Below are 17,806 nucleotides of genomic sequence, written 5' to 3'. Positions count from 1 at the left end.
CTGACGTGACGCGTCCACGCTGTTGCAGATCACTCACGCTGCGTCACCCTGCCAGCCGCCAGCGCGGGTTTGCACGAAGGCATCGGCGCACATCTTGGCCAGTGCCCGCACCCGCCCGATATAGGCCTGCCGCTCTGTCACCGAAATTACGCCGCGCGCGTCGAGCAGGTTGAACATATGGCTGGCCTTGATGCATTGATCATAGGCCGGATGCACCATGATGATGCGCTTGCCGGTTTTTGGGTCCATGGCGGGCTGGTCGAGGATCACCTTACAATGGGCCTCGGCCTCTTCGAACTGGCGCAGCAACACATCGGTGTTTGCGGTGTCAAAGTTCCAGCGCGCGTATTCTTCCTCGGTTTGTTTAAAGACGTCCGCGTAGGTCAGCGGGATCATTGCATCGGGGTCGTTGAACGGCATGTCCATCACATGATCTACGCCGAGCACATACATCGCCAAACGCTCCAACCCATAGGTCAGCTCACCCGAGACGGGGGTGCAATCATGGCCGCCGACCTGCTGGAAATAGGTGAACTGGCTGACTTCCATGCCGTCACACCAGACTTCCCAACCAAGGCCCCAAGCGCCCAAAGTCGGGCTTTCCCAGTCGTCCTCGACAAAGCGGATGTCATGCAGCTCCATGTCGATGCCAATGGCGTCCAGCGAGCCGAGGTAGAGATCCTGAAGGTTCGGCGGGCTTGGTTTGATCAGCACCTGATACTGGTAGTAGTGCTGCAAACGGTTAGGATTCTCGCCATAGCGCCCGTCGGTAGGGCGGCGCGAGGGCTGCACATAGGCCGCGGCCCATGGTTGCGCGCCCAAGCTGCGCAGCGTGGTCGCCGGGTGAAAGGTGCCAGCACCCACTTCCATGTCATAGGGCTGTAGAATGGCACAGCCCTGGGTTGCCCAATAGTTCTGCAACGCCAGAATAATCGCTTGGAAGGAACGCGGGGCGTTCTGGTTCTTTTTCATGTCAGGCACCTTTGATTACGCGGGTCTTACCTACGGCTGTGGCAAGGTGGGGTCAATTGCGGCTTTGTGATATTCTGCGCGTCAAAACCGATGGTGTTCAGGGTGCATTCCTGCTTATCTGCGCCGGATCAAAATTGCAGAGAGCCCATAACCTGATGCCGCGTACCCTATTTGCCCTGTTGGCCCCGGTCCTGACCTTTTTGGTGGTGCTGGCCCAGCCCTTACAGGCGCAATCCGCCGATGACGTGGTCTGGGTACAGATCGAGGCACAGCCCAGTCTGGCCGAAGCGACCGACCGCGCGCGGGCCTATAGCACCCTGCTACAGGATGTGAACGGTTTCGCCTTGGGCAGCGGATGGTATGGCATTGCCGTAGGCCCCTATGCACGTGACGACGCCGAGGCTGTTTTGCGCGCCTATCGCCGTGACGGTTTGGTGCCGCGCGACAGCTTTGTCCAGCTGTCCGACCGTTTCCGGCAGCAGTTCTGGCCCGTGGGTGCCAATGTGCTGAGCCGTGGGGTCATTGAGCCACCGGCCAATTTGGGTGGCACCGAGACGGCGCAAGAAACGGCACCCGATACGGCTACGGACGATACGGCGACCGAACAGCCCGCGAACCTTGTCGCTGAAGCCACACCCCCACCTGCCCCCGAGCGCGAGCCTGCGGATGAAACCCCGCTAGAAGCACAGGCCAGCGAACGTGCGCTGACCAGTGAAGACCGCAAGGGTTTGCAAACAGCTTTGCAATGGGCGGGGTTTTATAATGCCGCGATTGATGGTGCCTTCGGGCGCGGCACCCGTAATTCGATGGCAGCGTGGCAGGAGGCCAACGGCTATGACGTGACCGGCATCTTGACCACGGTGCAGCGTGCGGCCCTTGCCAAACAGTATAATGCCGTACTCGACGGGCTTGGTCTTGAACTGGTACGTGACGAAAGCGCGGGCATCGAGATCATCATGCCCACCGCCGAGGTGACCTTTGCCGAATATGAGCCGCCCTTTGCCCATTACAACGCCACTGGCGATCTGGGCGTGCGGGTGTTGTTGATCAGTCAGGCTGGCAATCAAGACACTCTGTCGGGTCTCTATGATATCATGCAAACCTTGGAAATCGTGCCGCTGAACGGCCCGCGCGAGCGCAAGAGCACTTCGTTCGAGCTGGTCGGCGAAAATGGCAGCGTCATCAGCCAGACCCAGGTTTCGTTGCAGGACGGGCAGATCAAAGGGTTCACTCTGATCTGGCCAGCGGGTGACGAAGACCGCCGCCGCCGCGTGATCAGCGAGATGTCTAAAAGTCTTGTGCGCCTGCCAGGTGTGTTGGATGCCGCGGCGGGCGCGGATGACGGTCAGGCCATCGACCTTGTCGCCGGCTTGCAAATCCGCAAACCGAAAATCTCGCGTTCCGGCTTTTATGTGGACGCTGCAGGCAGTGTCGTGACCACGTCGGAGACTGTGCAGGCCTGCTCACGGCTGACGCTGGACGAAGACACCGAGGCTGACGTCATCGCCGATGACACCGCCAAGGGCATCGCCATTCTGAAGCCACGCAAGACGCTGGCCCCGCTGGCGGTTGCCCGCTTCAGCACCGGCGTGCCACGGTTGCAATCCGAAGTCTCGGTCGCTGGGTTTTCCTATGAGGGCGTCTTGAGCGCCGCGACGCTGACTTTTGGCACCTTTGCCGATCTGCGCGGGCTGGCGGGCGAGACCCATCTGAACCGCCTTGAAATCAAGGCGCAATCGGGGGATGCGGGCGGCCCTGTGTTTGATGCCAACGGCAATGTAGTGGGTATGTTGTTGCCACAGCCGGAAGGCGACAAACAATTACCGGGCGATGTGGCCTTCGCCCTTGCAGGCGACGCCATCACCGATGCGGCTGCGAAGGCAGGGATCACCCTGACCACCTCCGACAGCGGCACCACAATGGCGCCACGTGACCTGACAATTTCGGCGCAGAGCATGACCGTGCTGGTAAGCTGCTGGGAGTAAACGGACAGGAGCGGGCTTTCTGGTTTAGAAAGCCCGCCTCTCGTTTTTCTTATCGATCAGTGATCAATCCGCGATAGCGGGCGTCACATAGATCAAGGTTGGACCGCTGGCCGATAACGCGGCCTGCACTGCCTTTTGCATCTCGGCCAATGATTTCGGTGCCACCGCTGCCGCCCCGAATGCTTCGGCCAGTTTTACAAAATCGGGATTACGCGCGACCACTGCGTTGGGGGCGATCTGGGCGCTGACCATGCTCGCCTCAATCGCGCCGAGCTTGCCGTTGTCCCACAAGATAATCGGGATCGGCAGGCCAAGCTCCACCGCGACGCCAAGCTCTTGCATAGTATAGTGGAACCCGTAGTCGCCCATGATCGAAACCGTCGGCTTGCCTTTGCGCCCGATTGCGCCGCCGATGGCCGCAGGCAGCGCATAGCCCAGTGTGCCAAAGCCGTAGGGGTGATGCCAATGACCGGGCTGCGGCATGTCCCACACTTCCTTGGCGGCGTAGGCGAATTGCGTCATATCGGAATAGATCATCGCGTCGCCCGGCAGGCAATCCCGCAGAGCATCGGCGACCCGCACCACGCCGGGGTATTCGGCATCGACCTCACTGCGCCACTTGGCGCGCGCGGTGGTGACTTCTTTCGCGGTCCAGCCGGTCTTGCGACCTGCATCCCGTTCGAACGCCTCCAGCAAACCCGCAAGGAATTCTGCTGCATCGGCCTGCACGTGGACCTCGGCACGCGCCGGATCGGCGAGCACTTCTGGGTCGAGATCGACCCGCACCATCGGGCAGTCATGCCCCAAATGCGCGCGCCACATATCAACTTCAGCCAGTTCGGTGCCCACGGCAATCACCGCATCGGCGCGGGCAATCACATCCGCACTGCCCGGTTTGGCAAGGTAGCTGCCGAAATACAGCGGATCGCCAGCACCAATAATGCCGCGCCCAGCATAGGTACAGAAACTGGCAGCGCCGAGTTTCTCAACCAACTTCCGCGCGCTGTCCGAGCCGTTTCGCGCCCCGCCGCCAAAGATGAACAGCGGTCGGCGGGCCTTTTCCAAAACTTGCACAGCATCGGTCAAATCGGTTGAGGTGACGCCCGCTTGGCGGGTATGGCTCATCTTGGCGGGGGCGGCGTCCGCCTCAGCCTCCAACAAGGCAATCGGCACCTGAAGGTGTTTGGGGCGCGGGCGCTGTGCGGTGAATTCAGCCAAGGCGCGATCGACCAGCGCATAGGCAGCCTCGGCGCTGCGGGCCTCTTCGGACCAGTCGCAAACGGTCTCGGCGGCTGCACGTTGGTCTTTCATCTGGTGGAGCTGGCCGCGCCGCGCCGAGGTCTCGTCCAGACAGGAAGAAATCACCAGCATCGGCACGCTATCTGAATAGGCCTGCCCCATCGGTGTCATGATATTGCACACCCCGGGGCCGGTGATCACATAGGCCACGCCGGGGTTGCCCGTGGCGCGGGCGTAACCGTCGGCCATGAAGCCTGCGCCCTGCTCGTGACGTGCCAGCACATGAGTGATGCCCGCCTCTTCGATGCCGCGATACATCTCTTGGTTATGCACGCCCGGAATGCCGAAAATCACCTCGACACCGCGTGCCTTGAGCATGTGGGATATCTGCGCCCCAAGGGGTCTTGTGGTGGTATCGGGCATCAGGCTCTCCAGAATTTGACGGTAAGTAGGACATAGACGGCCATCAATTCCAACCGGCCAATCAGCATGGCGGCGGTCAGAATCCATTTGGCAGTGTCGTTAAGGGTGCTGAAGTTGCCAGCCGGACCGATAATATCACCCAGCCCGGGGCCGATATTGGCCAAGGCCGCCCCTGCCCCCGAAATCGAGGTGACAAAATCAAGTCCGGTCATGCTGAGCGCTACGGCGACAAGGCCCAAGGTGACGACGAAGAACATGAAAAACGACATCACGGAGGTCAGCACATCCGCCGCAATCGGGCGTCCCGCATAGCGCGGCGTAAAAATGCCGTGCGGTGATCTGATCCGGCGCAGCTGAGTGCGGACTGAAGCAAATAGAATCTGATAGCGGAAAATCTTGATTGAACAGGCGGTCGAACCCGCGCAGCCGCCAATCAATCCGATGAAAAAGAACATCGCAACCGCGAAGCTGCCCCATTGCATATAGTCGACCGAGGCATAGCCGGTACCAGAGATGATCGAGGTGATGTTGAACAGAGCCTCGCGGAACGACTGCTCCCAGTGCTGTGGAAAAACGTGCTGCAAAGCGACGAAGATAATCGCCACCAGCACGGCAATCGTCGCGACAAAGCCTTTGACCTGCGGATCACGGTGCAGCGCGGTCATATTGCCGTTGACCAACTGGACGTAGCGCGCAAATGGCAAGGCCGCGAGGATCATGAAGATCGAAGCGACGTATTCCATACGGCCCGAAAACGCGCCGAAGGAGGCATCATAATTCGAAAAACCCCCTGTCGAGATCGTGGTCAGCGCATGCACGGTCGCGTCGAACGTGTTCATCCCCAACGCCAGATAGCTCAATACGCAAGCCAGCGTCAGCCAGACATAAATCACCGAGATCTGGGTCGCGATCTGACCAGCACGCGGCAGAATTTTGCCAAAGGTATCAAAGGCCTCCGACTTAAAAATCTGCATACCCCCGACCTTGAGTTCGGGCAGAAACACCATCGCCACAACGATGATACCGATGCCGCCAAGCCATTGCAGAATACCGCGCCAGATCAGCAAGCCCTTGGGCATATCGTCGAGCCCCGTCAGCACCGTGGCACCCGTGGTCGTCAGCCCCGACATCGCCTCGAATACCGCATCGGTAAAGCTGGAGGCAGGCGCGCCGAGCATAAACGGCAAGGCCCCGAAGACCGGCAACAATATCCAGATGCTGGTGGTCAACAAAAAGGTCTGCTGGATCGTCAGGCCGGATTTCACGCCATTGGCACAGGCCAGCGCAATCATGCTGCCGCCCAAAGTGGTGATCAGCATGGTCTGCAAAAACACGATGGCATGGCCCCGCCCCTGGGCAAGGTCCACCAACATGGGGACAATCATGGCAAGGCCCAATACCGCCACCAGCAGGCCAACCACATATCCGACGGGGCGCATATCAAACATGCCGCAGCGTTGGCTTGGGCCGCGCGCGGTGTCAAGCGACCACCGGACGCCAGACATGAAAACGGCCCGGTGTGTCTGAATTCCAAACACAAACCCGAGCCGTTGATCGTTATAGGATCAGCCCGCGCGGGCTGTTTCGGATATTGGTAGTGACTTAGATGTAGTAGAGGTCTTTGAAAACGTGGTGCACGATGTCTTCGCGCTTTACGCCAATGGCAGCCAGTTCAACATCTGTCTTGCCCTGCAAGCGGCGCACTGTGTCCAGACGCTTTTGAGCGGTGGAGTTCACTTCAATCGCGCGACCGAGCGCGCGGAAGAAACCGCCGACGCTGGCCAGAAGGCCGTGCACGGTGCCGCCGAAGGATGCGGGGGCTGTGGGTGTCTGATAAGTCATTTTGAGTACCTTGCTTTCCGTTGGTCTCATTGCTGTGTTCGTGACCCTCAGATAGGCAATGCCGCAGCGCAGCAGTACCCCTGAATTTGCATAGCCGTTCGGCGGTTTTTGCAGGGCTTGGATGCCACAGTGGCTAGATTTTGCGCGGTTTCACGCGCGAAAAGCACCAACGCAGGCGGAAAACGGCCCCGCGCTGGCGGCATAGCTCACTAGAGGAGGAGCGGCGCAGATGTCCCGTTCCCGCGCCGGATTAGCCGACGTGGAACAGAGTGTTGAACAGCTTGGGATCAATGCTTCGCGCGGCGAAAGTCGGCCCCTCGGTAAGAATCGAAATGGCATCATGGCTGTGCAGGCTTTCTTGATGGCTGGCCACGATGCGAAAATCACCAACACGTGCTTCGGCCAGCAATTGCTCGCAGAACAGCCGCGCCGCGTCTTCGACAAAGATCGGATTGGCGGCGTTCAACTCGGCAAAGGCTTGTTCATCCTCGCGCTTCACCATCACCTGCGTTTCGGTCGGCACCGCACGGCGGCAGGCTTCGATCAGGTCCTCGAACCACAGACAATCCTCATCGCAATTAACCACCACCGACACCCGCGCGACCGAACGTTGCGAATGCGGCGTCGCCAATTGCCCGCGTGTTGAACGCGCATGTTCCGACAGCTCCAGAGAGCAGGGGCAGGTGCTGGAATAGACATAGTCGAGATGGATGATTTTTTGCCGCTGGCCTGCGGTCTCGATCAATTCCAGCGCGATATCGTAATACTGATACCCGCTCAGCCCGGAGCGTAAGCTGTTAATCTTCATCGGGAAAGAGAAGCGCATTTGAATCCGCGCATCAAGGCTTTCCAAATCTGCCTTATAGTCGTCCAGCGCCGCTTCGATCACTTCAAAGCTAAACGTTGCCTCGGCATGTTTGTAAAAGCTGCGCATGATCCGCGACATGTTGATGCCCTTTTTGTCGGCCTCAAGGCTGACAGAGCCGGTCACAGAAGTCTCGAGCGTCAGCGCATCGCCGTCGCGGGTTTGAAACCGGATCGGCAGGCGAAAGTTCGAAATACCCACATGCTGGATTTGCTGGCGCGATCCACGGATCAGGCTGGCAGGTCCGTTCTGCAAATCGGGCAAGGTGGAAGTATAATTGCCCCCCGCCGCGAAATCGTCAGGGTAGATACGGCTGAAAGCGGGATAGGGCTCCGCATCACTCAACAAGCGCGCAACACCGGCATCCAGCGCTGCGATCTCGGCGCTGCTGGCGGTCGCGGCCCATGTCTTGAGCGTGGCTAAAGCTGCCTCTGCCGCCGCGCGGTCGGCCTTTTCAGGCATCGTGGGGACAACGTTCATCAGCAGATTCCTTCTTACCACACCCCCAATCTAAGGGGGATGTGGCCATATTTCCATTCCCTGTGCTTAAATGCCCGTCCGGATACGGCCTAAACCGCCTCAAGCGCGGCAGTGAAGTCGGCAATCAGGTCACCTGCATGCTCCAGCCCGATGCTGACACGCACTAAACCGTCGGTAATGCCCAGCGTGTCTTTCTGCTCTTGCGGCAGGCGCTGGTGGGTTGTCGTCGCCGGATGGGTCAGAATGGTTTTTGCATCACCGAGGTTGTTGGAAATCACGCCAATGGTCAGCGCGTTAAGGAACTTGAACGCGGCCTCTTTGCCGCCTTTCACATCCAGCGCGATCACGGTGCCGCCCTGCTCCATCTGCTTGATCGCCAAAGCGTGCTGGGCATGGCCTTTCAGCCCCGGATAGACCACCCGCGCCAGCTTGGCATGGCCTTCCAGCGCGCTTGCCACCTCAAGTGCGGCAGCGGCTTGTGCATGAACCCGCAGGCTCATCGTTTCCAACCCCTTGAGCATGACCCAGGCGTTAAACGGGCTCATCGAGCCGCCGGTATGCTTCATGTAAGGCTCAAGCGTGCCACGGATAAAGTCGCGCGTGCCCAAGACCACGCCGCCCAGCACACGGCCTTGCCCGTCGATATGCTTGGTCGCGGAATAAACAATCACATCAGCGCCTTGCGAGATTGCCTTTGAGAAAACTGGTGTGGCAAAGACGTTATCAACCACGACCAGCGCGCCTTGCTTATGCGCCAGCTTGGACACGGCTTCGATGTCCACCACATCCAGCGTCGGGTTGGCGACGGATTCGAAAAAAACCACCTTAGTGTCGGGCCGGATCGCCGCATCCCATGCGTCGAGATCGGCACCATCGACAAAGGTGACTTCTACCCCGTAGCGCGTCAGGATTTCCTCCAGCACATAAAGGCAGGAACCGAACAGCGCCCGGGCTGATACCACATGGTCACCCGCCCGCAGGATCGACGTGAGCGCACCGGATACTGCCGCCATGCCCGACGCAGTAGCAAAGGCATCCTCGGCCCCCTCCAGCGAGGCAATCCGGTCTTCGAACATCGCGACTGTGGGGTTGCCATAGCGGGCATAAATAAACTCGTCCGGTCCGGATTTTAGAAATCGCTGTTCGGCATGTTCGGCGCTGTCATAGACAAAGCCCTGCGTCAGAAACAACGCTTCGCTGACTTCGCCGTACTGGCTGCGGCGGGTGCCGTCATGAATGGCGCGGGTCCGCGCGTGCAGTTTATCGGTCATATCCATCTCCTTGGCTGGCCTTGCGGCACAAAAAAACCCCAGTCGCGGCCAAGCGAAAGGGGGTCTTTCATCCTGACCTTTTAGCAGATTGTTTAACGTGGCCCGCAATCCGGTAACAAATCACCACGGGGGTGTTGCTACGCCCTGCCCGCGTCTGCGTCAACACCGTCACGATGGTGTAACGGCGGCTTTACACTGCTGTCATAGAGTTGAGCCACAATTCACCCACACCATATAGATGCGAGAGCAGCGCATGACAGTGATCCGGCTCAACCATTGCCCGCAAAGCGGCCGCGCGAACCTGCACGGCAGCGGGCAGAACCCGACACAAGCCCTGCGCAGAGCGGCGCAGCCCGGCGAGCCCGTGGTGATCATGATACATGGCTACAAATATGATCCCGCATCACCGGCGCACTGTCCGCAAACCCGTATATTCGCCGCCGACCATGCAGGCGGTTGGCCGGTGTCACTGGGATTGGTCACATCCGGCGCAGTCGGGATCACCTTTGGCTGGCCAGCACGCGGGCCGCTGCACCGCGCCTTTGCTGCAGCATCCCGCGCGGGCGCGGAACTGGCCCGCATTATCGGCCAGATACATCGCCAAGCGCCGCAAAACCCCGTGCACCTGATTGCACATTCGCTAGGTGCTGAAGTTGCCCTCGCCGCGCTCGCCCTCGCGCCTAAGGGTGCCATCGGGCGCGTCATCTTGCTCACCGGCGCCAGCTTCCAAAGCCATGCCGAGGCGGCCTTGCAAAGCCCCGCAGGACGCACAGCCGAAATTATCAATGTCGTCAGCCGCGAAAACGACCTGTTCGATTGCCTGTTTGAATGGCTGATTCCCGCGCCTGCACCCGCGCGCAAGGTGCTCGGCCAAGGCATCGACGCGGTGAATGCGCTAACCCTGCAACTCGATTGCCCCAAAACGCTTGCTGGCCTCGCCCGATTGGGCAGCACGATCGCTCCCTCGCAGACACGCATCTGCCATTGGTCGGGCTATACCCGTAGCGGTGCGATGGCCTTCTACGCAAAATGCCTGCTGGATCCGCACAGCCTGCCTTTGGCGCACTTGCGGGCCCATTTGCCCGCCACCTGCGCACCGCGTTGGGCACGGCTTTCGCTTGGCTCGGCGCTCAAAACCCGCATCACACTCAGGGCGCAGAAGATCGCCTTTGCAATGCACTACGGCCGCGCCAATTAGGTATTCAGCTGGCCGAAAAGCTCGAAAAACTCCGGGGGACGCGCGCCATGCAGCGCGGGGGGGCTGGCCGCCTATTCTTTGGTTTGATCCTTCTCCAGACCGTAAGTCTGGAACAGCTTGCCCTGCGTCATAAAGAACGCAAATACCGCCGCCGTTAGTCCGAAGGTTTTAAAGTAAACCCATGTCTCGGTCGGGAAGTTGCGCCAGATCAGCTCGTTCGCCACGGCCAGCGCGAAAAAGCAAAACATCAGCCGCCGTGTGAGGATCATCCAGCCGGCATCCTGTAGCGGCATAACCTCTTCCATCACATACTTCAGATAGGATTTTCCGCGCAGCAGCCCAAACAGCAACAGCCCCCCGAACAGCGCATATATCATCGTGGGTTTCATCTTGAAGAACCGGTCGTCATTCAGCCAGACCGACAGACCGCCAAACACCACCACAAGGATTACTGTTGCGACCTGCATCCGGCTCAGCTTGCCGGTTAGCGCCCAAAGTGCGCCGGTGGCGAGGATCAAAAGCGGGATAAACGCCGCTGTCACCACGATAAAGCCGTCATACTCGGTCCCACCAATGGTGAACACGCGGTCTTTCAGGCGCAGGTAGGCAATGAAGAAGATCAGCACTGGTCCAAATTCCAGCGCGGATTTCAAAAACGGGTTAATCTCTCGGGTCGGCTGCATCTCAGGCTCCTTCATCCACCCATCTCCACTATCACAGCGCCGACGGCGATCAATGCCATCAGTGCAATCCGCCGTGGCCCCACAGTTTCGCGCAGGAATATCACACCGATGACTGCCGCAAATACCGTCGAGGTTTCGCGCAACACCGCAGCTTCGCCGACCTTGTCCAGCCGTGTCGCCATCATGATCGAGCCAAAGCTCATGAACGCAACCAAGCCCCCGATGACGCCGCGCAGGGCCAAAGGCCCCAGCGCAGGGGGCAATGCCATCCGGTGCCACCGTCGCCATGCGATGATCGGCATCACAATCCCGTCGATCATGAAAAACCAAGCCAGAAAAGTAAACGGATTGGCCGTCGCGCGAATGCCGTAGGCATCGTAGGTGGTGTAAACCGCCACAAACAGGCCGGTGAGAACGGCAATCCCCAGTGCCGCGTTCAACGTATCCCGCTCAGCCACCAGATTGCGCAGATTATAGATCGCCAGCCCGAAAATACCCGAGAGCAACACCGCGACGCCCAGCCACTGGATGCCGGTAAACCGTTCGCCAAAAATCACGTAAGCGCCCAGCACGGCAAAAAGCGGCCCCGTCCCGCGCACCACCGGATAGACGACCGTATAGGCCCCTTTGGTATAGGCCCAAGCCTGCAAGATCTTGTAGACGACGTGAATAACAAAGGCGCCAGCGAAAATCAGCCACATATGCGGTTCGGGCCAAGGCACCACAAACAACGCAACGGGCGCGGCCATCAGGCCGTAAGATGCATCAATCGCACCGCGCGATATCCACGGATCATGGCGGCCTTTTTGCAAGGCACCGAAAACTGCGTGCAGCACAGCTGCGGATAGCGCCAGCCACAAAGCAGCCGTATGGCCCGCGGGGGTGCCTTCAATAGATAAAAGCCAATCGGTCATTCTGGGTCCTGAACAGGTGGGGCAAAATCAAAGGGGAGCCTTTCAGCCATGACGCGTATCGCGATTCACTCCCGGCTTACCCCGACCAACGCATCGGCAAATTCCTGTGGATCAAAGGGCGACAGGTCGTCGATCTGCTCGCCCACGCCAATTGCATGGATCGGCAGGCCAAACTTATCGGCCAAAGCCACCAGCACACCCCCCTTGGCGGTGCCGTCCAGCTTGGTCATCACCAGACCGGACACATCAGAAATCTCTTGGAAAACCTTCACTTGGTTCAGCGCGTTCTGTCCGGTCGTCGCATCAAGGACCAGCAAGGTGTTATGCGGCGCAGACGGATCCTTCTTGCGGATTACCCGCACGATTTTAGCGAGCTCTTCCATCAGATCACCGCGGTTTTGCAAGCGACCCGCGGTGTCGATCAGCAACAGATCAGCACCGTCGGCCTCGGCGCGGGCCATGGCGTCAAAGGCAAGGCTGGCCGGATCACTACCCTGCGCGGCGGTTAGTACCGGCACACCAGCGCGCTCGCCCCAGACCTGCAACTGCTCCACCGCTGCGGCGCGAAACGTATCGCCTGCGGCAATCACCACCTGCTTGCCCGCAGCCTTAAACTGGCTGGCCAGCTTGCCAATAGTCGTAGTCTTGCCCGACCCATTGACGCCGACCACCAAAACCACCTGCGGCGTCTTGGCATATAGCGGCAGCGGCTTAGCCACAGGTTCCATGATCCGCGCAATTTCCTGCGCCATCAGCTCTTTAATCTCGGCAACCGAAAGTTTACGGCCAAACCGGCCCTCGGCCATATTGGCCGTAACCCGCAGTGCCGTATCCACGCCCATGTCCGCCGAGATCAGCAATTCCTCCAACTGTTCCAGCATCTCGTCATCAAGGACGCGGCGCACGACGGTGTCAGGCTTGGCGGCGGCGCTGCGCCCGATCAATCGGCCCAGCAGACTTGGCTTTGAAGGTGCGACGGGGGTCACGGCCTCAAGCGAGGGTGCTACGGGGGCCATCGTGGCGGCCAGTTTGGCGCGGGCGGCATTTTCAGCATCTTCGCGGGCTTTGTGTTCACGCGCCTGCTGCTCGGCAGCGGCCCGAACCTCGGCATCGCGGGCAGCTTGCTCGGCGGCAGATTTCTGGGCGGCCTCCCGCGCAGCTTGCGCGGCAGCGGCCTCGGCGGTCGCTTGTTCTGCCGCCTTGCGGGCGGTCTCTGCGGCCTCACCCTCTGCAGCCGTGGCAGCGGCGCGGCGCAACTCTTCGGCGGCTTCCTGTTGGGCTTTGATCGCAGCGGCGCGCCCGGCCTCGACGCGCTCGGCTTCGGCGGCTGCGTCGCGGGCGGCTCGTTCAGTCTCTGCGGCGCGGCGCTGGTTTTCGGCTTCCGCGCGCGCGGCATCCTCAACCTCACGGGCCTCTGCGTCTCTCGCCTCGCGCGCGGCCGTGTCCTGAGCGTCTGCCTGCGCCTCGATGACCTCTTCTTCGCCGCCGTCACCGACAATCGCTTCCAATCCCTCATCAATCTTTGACGACGAATTGAACAGACGCTCTTTCAGCTTTTTGAAAAATGCCAAGGGGCCACTCCGCGTTAGGTTTTGCATGATCTAAACCCAAGGGGCGGCAGATGGAAGGGCAGCAGGCGATTGACACTTCCGGCGGTAAACCGCACCACCGGAATATGAGAATTTTGATCACCATTTTGGCGCTATTCTGGGTGCAGGCAGCTTGGGCCGAGCCGCCTGATCTTCAATGCTCCAGCACCAAATGGGGGCAATCCCACTGCATTCGTGGCGCGCATTTCGTCTATGACACTTGCAATGCCATCGCGGTTTTTTCAGAACGGCACGGGCTGAACCGCGACTTTTTCGCCCGCCTGATCTGGCAGGAGAGCCGCTTTGATCCCAATGCGCTGAGCCACGCTAATGCCCGTGGCATCGCGCAGTTCATCCCCTCAACCGCCGCGCTGCGCGGTCTGGCCGACCCTTACAATCCCGCTGATGCGCTGGAGCATTCTGCGCAATATCTGGCGGAAATGTCGCGCCGTTACGGCAACGAGGGGCTGGCGGCGATCGGGTACAACGGCGGCGAGCGTCGGGTCGAAGGGTTTTTGCAAGGCGGCGGTCTGGCTGATGAAACCATAGCTTACGTGCCGATCATCACAGGGTTGGACGCCGAAACTTGGCGCGATGCCCCGCCCGAGAAGCCCGATTTCCGCCTGTCGAAGACCGAGGACTTCTTGCCCGCCTGCTACGCGATGGGCAAGGCCCGCCGCCTAACCCCGCTCAAACAGCCTGAACCGCCGCTAAAGCCTTGGGGCGTACAGATTGCCTTTGGCAAATCAAAGGCACAGGCGCAGGCCGCATATGCGCGGCGCATTGCCAGTTGCCCCGCGCCGTTTTCAGGCGAAAAGCCGGATTACATCAAGGTCAAGCACCGTGCCAGCAGGCAGAAGGGCTTTGTCATGGCGCGGGTCAGTCGCAACAGCCGCGAGGCTGCCGACAAGCTTTGCGCAACAGTGCGCGCCGCGGGCTGCACCTGCGCGGTCTACGCGAATAAATAGCGTTGTATCAGCGTCAAACCTCCTCGGGGAAGTGCTTGATCACCATCCGGATCGGGTTCGGCGCAGCCTGCCCCAAGCCACAGATCGACGCATCAACCATCGCGCTGCTCAATTCTTCCAGAAGGCCAGTATCCCAGCGCTCTGCCTGCATCAGCTTCACGGCTTTTTCACAGCCGACACGGCAAGGCGTGCACTGTCCACAGCTTTCATCCTCGAAAAAACGCAACATATTCAAGGCTGCCGCCCGCGCACTATCGCTTTCGGATAGAACAATTACAGCAGCCGATCCGATGAAAGAGCCATGCGGCTGCAAGGTATCAAAATCGAGCGGGATGTCGTTCATTGACGCGGGCAACAGGCCCGATGACGGCCCACCCGGTTGATAGGCTTTAAACACATGACCCGCCGCCATGCCGCCTGCTGCGGCGATGACATCGGTGATGGTTGAACCCGCCGCCAACAGATACATCCCCGGTGCCGCAACGCGCCCCGATACTGAATAGCTGCGCAAACCTTTGCGACCATTGAGTTCTGTGGAGGACATAACCTCTGGCCCCTCGCGGCAAATCCGCGCGACCCAATGCAGAGTTTCGACGTTATGCACCAGCGTCGGGCGGCCAAAGATGCCGACCTGCGCCACGAACGGCGGGCGGTGGCGTGGCAAACCGCGTTTGCCTTCGATGCTCTCGATCATCGCGGATTCTTCGCCGCAGATATAGGCTCCTGCGCCGCGCCGCAGATCGATATAGCCTGCGGGGACAATGTTTGCCGCTTCCAGCGCTGCGATCTCACGCCGCAGAATTTCCAGAACTGCGGGGTATTCATCCCGCATATACAAAAAGATTTTCTCCGCCTCGACCGCCCAAGCGGCAATCAACATACCTTCAAGAAACAGATGCGGCGTACGCTCCAGATACCAGCGGTCCTTGAAGGTGCCGGGCTCGCCTTCGTCGCCGTTCACCGCCATGTAACGCGGCCCCGCGTTGGCGCGCACAAATCCCCATTTCTTGCCGGACGGGAACCCCGCCCCGCCTAAGCCGCGCAGCCCCGAGGCCAGCACTTTCTCCTGCACCGTCTCCCAATTTCCGGTCTCTCGCAGGTCCTTCAACACGGCATAGCCACCGTCGGCGGCATAACTCGCAAACGTCTCATAGTCAGGCAGATGCGCATGGGTGTCGTCCGCCGCGATCGCCGCCATCGCCTTCTCCGGCGTGGCGTGGTCGATATGGTTGTGCCCGATCTCAAGCACCGGCGCGGTGTCGCAGCGGCCCATGCAAGGTGCGCGTAGAACCCGTACCTCTGACGCGTTCAACCCATTTTCCAGGGCGGCCTTTAGCGCCTGCGCCCCGGCCAGCTCGCAAGAAAGCGAATCACAAACACGGATGGTTAGCGCGGGGGGCGGTGTTTCATCCTCCTTGACCACGTCAAAATGGGCATAAAAGGTTGCGACCTCGTAAACTTCGGCCATCGACAGGCGCATTTCCTCGGCCAAGGCACGCAGATGGGCCGCAGACAGGCAGCCATATTCGTCCTGGATCAAGTGCAGATATTCGATCAGCAAATCACGCTGGCGCGGTGCGGCGCCCAAGAGGCTACGCACTTCGGTCCATGCGTCATCCTGCAACTGGCGGCCCTTGGTGTAGTGGCGTCCCTTGCCCTTACCGGACTTCCAGACCCCCTTCTCGGGGGTTTTGCCTGCGTTCTTTGCGTATTCGTCCAGTGCCATGAAACGGGCCCTTATATCCGGTGATTGCCCCGACAGTAGCAAACCGCGTCGCCGCGCCGCGATCAAAAAACGACAGTTGTGCAGCGCTTTGCGTTGCATCGCACGCCGCGTTGTTCTTGGTGGTGGCGCAAATTGCCTATATGAAACCTGTGACACCTGATCGGACCCCCGCCATGCTCTGGTTTACGCTCGCCAGCCTGACCCCTGCCGTTTTAGCAACACTCGCCTGCTTGTTTGGCGGGCCGTGGCCGCTGATGGCATTGGGCTCGGTCACGGTGCTGGTGTTCGGGCTCGACCGGCTGGCGCGCGACATTGCCCCTCTTGTGCAATCGGGGCGGGCGCTGAGCCTGACACTGGCAACAGTGCATTTCGCCCTGCTGGGGCTCGGGGTTTGGTCCTTAGGGGCGGGCACGCATTTGTCGCTGGTCGACAAGCTGTTGATTTACATCACGCTAGGGCTCTATTTCGGGCAGGTCTCGAACTCTAACGCGCATGAGTTGATCCACGCCGCGAGCCGCTGGCCACGGCGTGTGGGGGCAGCGATTTATGTCTCGCTTCTGCACGGGCATCACGTGTCGGCGCATTTGCGGGTGCACCACATTCATGCCGCGACCGACGCCGATCCTAACTCGGCACGGCGCGGCGAAGGATTCTGGCGTTTTGCTTTGCGTGCCATGCGCGGCGAGTTCAGCGCCGGATGGCGGGCCGATACCCTGCACCGCGCCCGTGCGACCACGCCGCTTAACCCGCTGTCGCACCCCTATATCGCTTGGGTCGGCGGTAGCTTTGTGGTGCTGCTGATCAGCTTCGCATTCGCCGGTTGGCGTGGTGTACTGGTGCATCTGGCCTTGGCCAGCTATGCCCAACTTCAACTTTATCTGTCGGATTACGTGCAGCACTACGGCCTGCGACGGCGCAGCCTGCCAGGCGGCAAACCCGAACCTGTCGGCCCGCAACACAGCTGGAACGCGCCGCAGTGGTATTCCGGCGCGATGTTGTTGAACGCCGCGCGCCATTCCGACCACCATCTGCGCCCGACCCGTGCCTTTCCGGCGCTTGAGATTACCCCTGATACGATGCCGGTTTTGCCGCGCTCCTTGCCGGTGATGGCAGTGGTCGCGCTGTTCCCGCCACTATGGCGTAGGCTGATGGACCGCCGCGTCGCGCGCTGGCAGGATGCCGCGTAATGCCTTTTGCACACTGGCACCGCGCCGCGCTCTCTGCCAATCTGGCCTCATGAGACATCTTGCCGTGATCCTATGGGCGTTCGCCGCCCTGCCTGCCGCCGCCCAGCAATCCATGTCGGGCGCGGATTTCGAGGCCTATACCAGCGGGAAAACCCTGTTTTACGGGCAGAGCGGGCAACCTTACGGCGCCGAGGTCTATCACAAGAATCGCCGTGTTCAGTGGTCGTTCCTTGACGGCGAATGCAAGGAAGGCACGTGGTACGAAGACGCGGGCCAAATTTGCTTTACCTATGAGGAAAACCCCGATCCGCAGTGCTGGACGTTTCGCGAGGGCCCCACTGGCCTGATCGCACAGTTTGAGAACAATCCCGCCGCAACAGAGCTTTACGAGGCGCAAGACATCGATCAGGAGATGTTGTGCCTTGGCCCGAAAGTCGGCGTCTAGGGACCATTGCCAGACTTAA

At 60.2% G+C, this 17,806-nt stretch carries 15 protein-coding genes and 1 riboswitch; of the genes, 5 read left to right on the top strand and 10 right to left on the bottom strand.

All coding sequences use genetic code 11. The features are described from left to right. Window positions 1-33 precede the first annotated feature (33 nt). Complete coding sequence (locus tag BM174_RS09455; protein WP_093923616.1) at window positions 34-972, bottom strand: glycine--tRNA ligase subunit alpha; 939 nt, start codon at window positions 970-972, stop codon at window positions 34-36. A gap of 155 nt (window positions 973-1,127) precedes the next feature. Here BM174_RS09455 and BM174_RS09450 point away from each other — a divergent pair, with 155 nt between their 5' ends. Then, a complete protein-coding gene (locus tag BM174_RS09450; RefSeq protein ID WP_093923830.1) occupies window positions 1,128-2,957 on the top strand; it encodes a serine protease in 1,830 nt (609 codons plus the stop codon). 63 nt (window positions 2,958-3,020) lie between these two features. Here BM174_RS09450 and BM174_RS09445 read toward each other — a convergent pair whose 3' ends face one another. From BM174_RS09445 to metZ, 5 genes are all read right to left on the bottom strand, one after another. Further along, the gene (locus BM174_RS09445; RefSeq protein ID WP_425442353.1) at window positions 3,021-4,574 is read right to left on the bottom strand and encodes a 5-guanidino-2-oxopentanoate decarboxylase; all 1,554 of its coding nucleotides are present in this window, start codon (window positions 4,572-4,574) and stop codon (window positions 3,021-3,023) included. A 44-nt stretch (window positions 4,575-4,618) separates the two neighbouring features. Beyond that, window positions 4,619-6,067: a TrkH family potassium uptake protein gene (locus tag BM174_RS09440; RefSeq protein ID WP_093923829.1), complete on the bottom strand. Its 1,449-nt coding sequence runs from the start codon at window positions 6,065-6,067 to the stop codon at window positions 4,619-4,621. Window positions 6,068-6,221: 154 nt separating this feature from the next. Continuing rightward, window positions 6,222-6,461 carry a hypothetical protein gene (locus tag BM174_RS09435; protein WP_093923614.1) on the bottom strand — a complete coding sequence of 80 codons (240 nt, stop codon included), beginning with the start codon at window positions 6,459-6,461 and terminating at the stop codon, window positions 6,222-6,224. Window positions 6,462-6,711: 250 nt separating this feature from the next. After that, window positions 6,712-7,806 (bottom strand): GTP cyclohydrolase FolE2, encoded by a 1,095-nt coding sequence (gene folE2, locus BM174_RS09430; RefSeq protein WP_093923613.1) that lies wholly within the window; start codon window positions 7,804-7,806, stop codon window positions 6,712-6,714. Between the two features lie 89 nt (window positions 7,807-7,895). Further along, window positions 7,896-9,077 (bottom strand): O-succinylhomoserine sulfhydrylase, encoded by a 1,182-nt coding sequence (gene metZ, locus BM174_RS09425; protein WP_093923612.1) that lies wholly within the window; start codon window positions 9,075-9,077, stop codon window positions 7,896-7,898. 60 nt (window positions 9,078-9,137) lie between these two features. Next, window positions 9,138-9,214, bottom strand: a riboswitch (SAM riboswitch). A gap of 116 nt (window positions 9,215-9,330) precedes the next feature. Here metZ and BM174_RS09420 point away from each other — a divergent pair. Beyond that, window positions 9,331-10,275, top strand: a complete 945-nt coding sequence (locus BM174_RS09420) for an alpha/beta hydrolase (RefSeq protein WP_177209455.1) — start codon at window positions 9,331-9,333, stop codon at window positions 10,273-10,275. Between the two features lie 71 nt (window positions 10,276-10,346). On the opposite strand, the gene BM174_RS09415 is transcribed toward BM174_RS09420, so the two are convergent. From BM174_RS09415 to ftsY, 3 genes are all read right to left on the bottom strand, one after another. Then, window positions 10,347-10,958, bottom strand: a complete 612-nt coding sequence (locus BM174_RS09415; RefSeq protein ID WP_093923828.1) for an inner membrane-spanning protein YciB — start codon at window positions 10,956-10,958, stop codon at window positions 10,347-10,349. A gap of 11 nt (window positions 10,959-10,969) precedes the next feature. Continuing rightward, window positions 10,970-11,872 carry a DMT family transporter gene (locus BM174_RS09410; protein WP_093923610.1) on the bottom strand — a complete coding sequence of 301 codons (903 nt, stop codon included), beginning with the start codon at window positions 11,870-11,872 and terminating at the stop codon, window positions 10,970-10,972. A 65-nt stretch (window positions 11,873-11,937) separates the two neighbouring features. Next, on the bottom strand, window positions 11,938-13,443 hold the full coding sequence (ftsY, locus tag BM174_RS09405) for a signal recognition particle-docking protein FtsY (RefSeq protein ID WP_218152923.1): 1,506 nt from the start codon (window positions 13,441-13,443) through the stop codon (window positions 11,938-11,940). A gap of 50 nt (window positions 13,444-13,493) precedes the next feature. On the opposite strand from ftsY, the gene BM174_RS09400 reads away from it, so the two are divergent. Continuing rightward, complete coding sequence (locus BM174_RS09400) at window positions 13,494-14,429, top strand: lytic transglycosylase domain-containing protein (RefSeq protein WP_245766314.1); 936 nt, start codon at window positions 13,494-13,496, stop codon at window positions 14,427-14,429. Window positions 14,430-14,442: 13 nt separating this feature from the next. Here BM174_RS09400 and BM174_RS09395 read toward each other — a convergent pair whose 3' ends face one another. Further along, window positions 14,443-16,155, bottom strand: a complete 1,713-nt coding sequence (locus tag BM174_RS09395) for an NAD(P)H-dependent oxidoreductase subunit E (protein WP_093923608.1) — start codon at window positions 16,153-16,155, stop codon at window positions 14,443-14,445. Between the two features lie 173 nt (window positions 16,156-16,328). On the opposite strand from BM174_RS09395, the gene BM174_RS09390 reads away from it, so the two are divergent. Together BM174_RS09390 and BM174_RS09385 are read left to right on the top strand one after the other, a co-directional pair. Further along, window positions 16,329-17,342, top strand: coding sequence for an alkane 1-monooxygenase (locus BM174_RS09390; RefSeq protein WP_093923826.1), 1,014 nt, complete (start codon window positions 16,329-16,331; stop codon window positions 17,340-17,342). 49 nt (window positions 17,343-17,391) lie between these two features. Next, entirely contained in the window at window positions 17,392-17,787 is a 396-nt protein-coding gene (locus BM174_RS09385; RefSeq protein ID WP_093923825.1) for a hypothetical protein, read from the top strand. Window positions 17,788-17,806 lie beyond the last annotated feature (19 nt).

This window comes from Sulfitobacter brevis (genome assembly GCF_900112755.1).
GTDB lineage: Bacteria > Pseudomonadota > Alphaproteobacteria > Rhodobacterales > Rhodobacteraceae > Sulfitobacter > Sulfitobacter brevis.
Note: the sequence above shows the minus strand (reverse complement) of the source record. Positions and strands in the feature narration are given on the sequence as shown.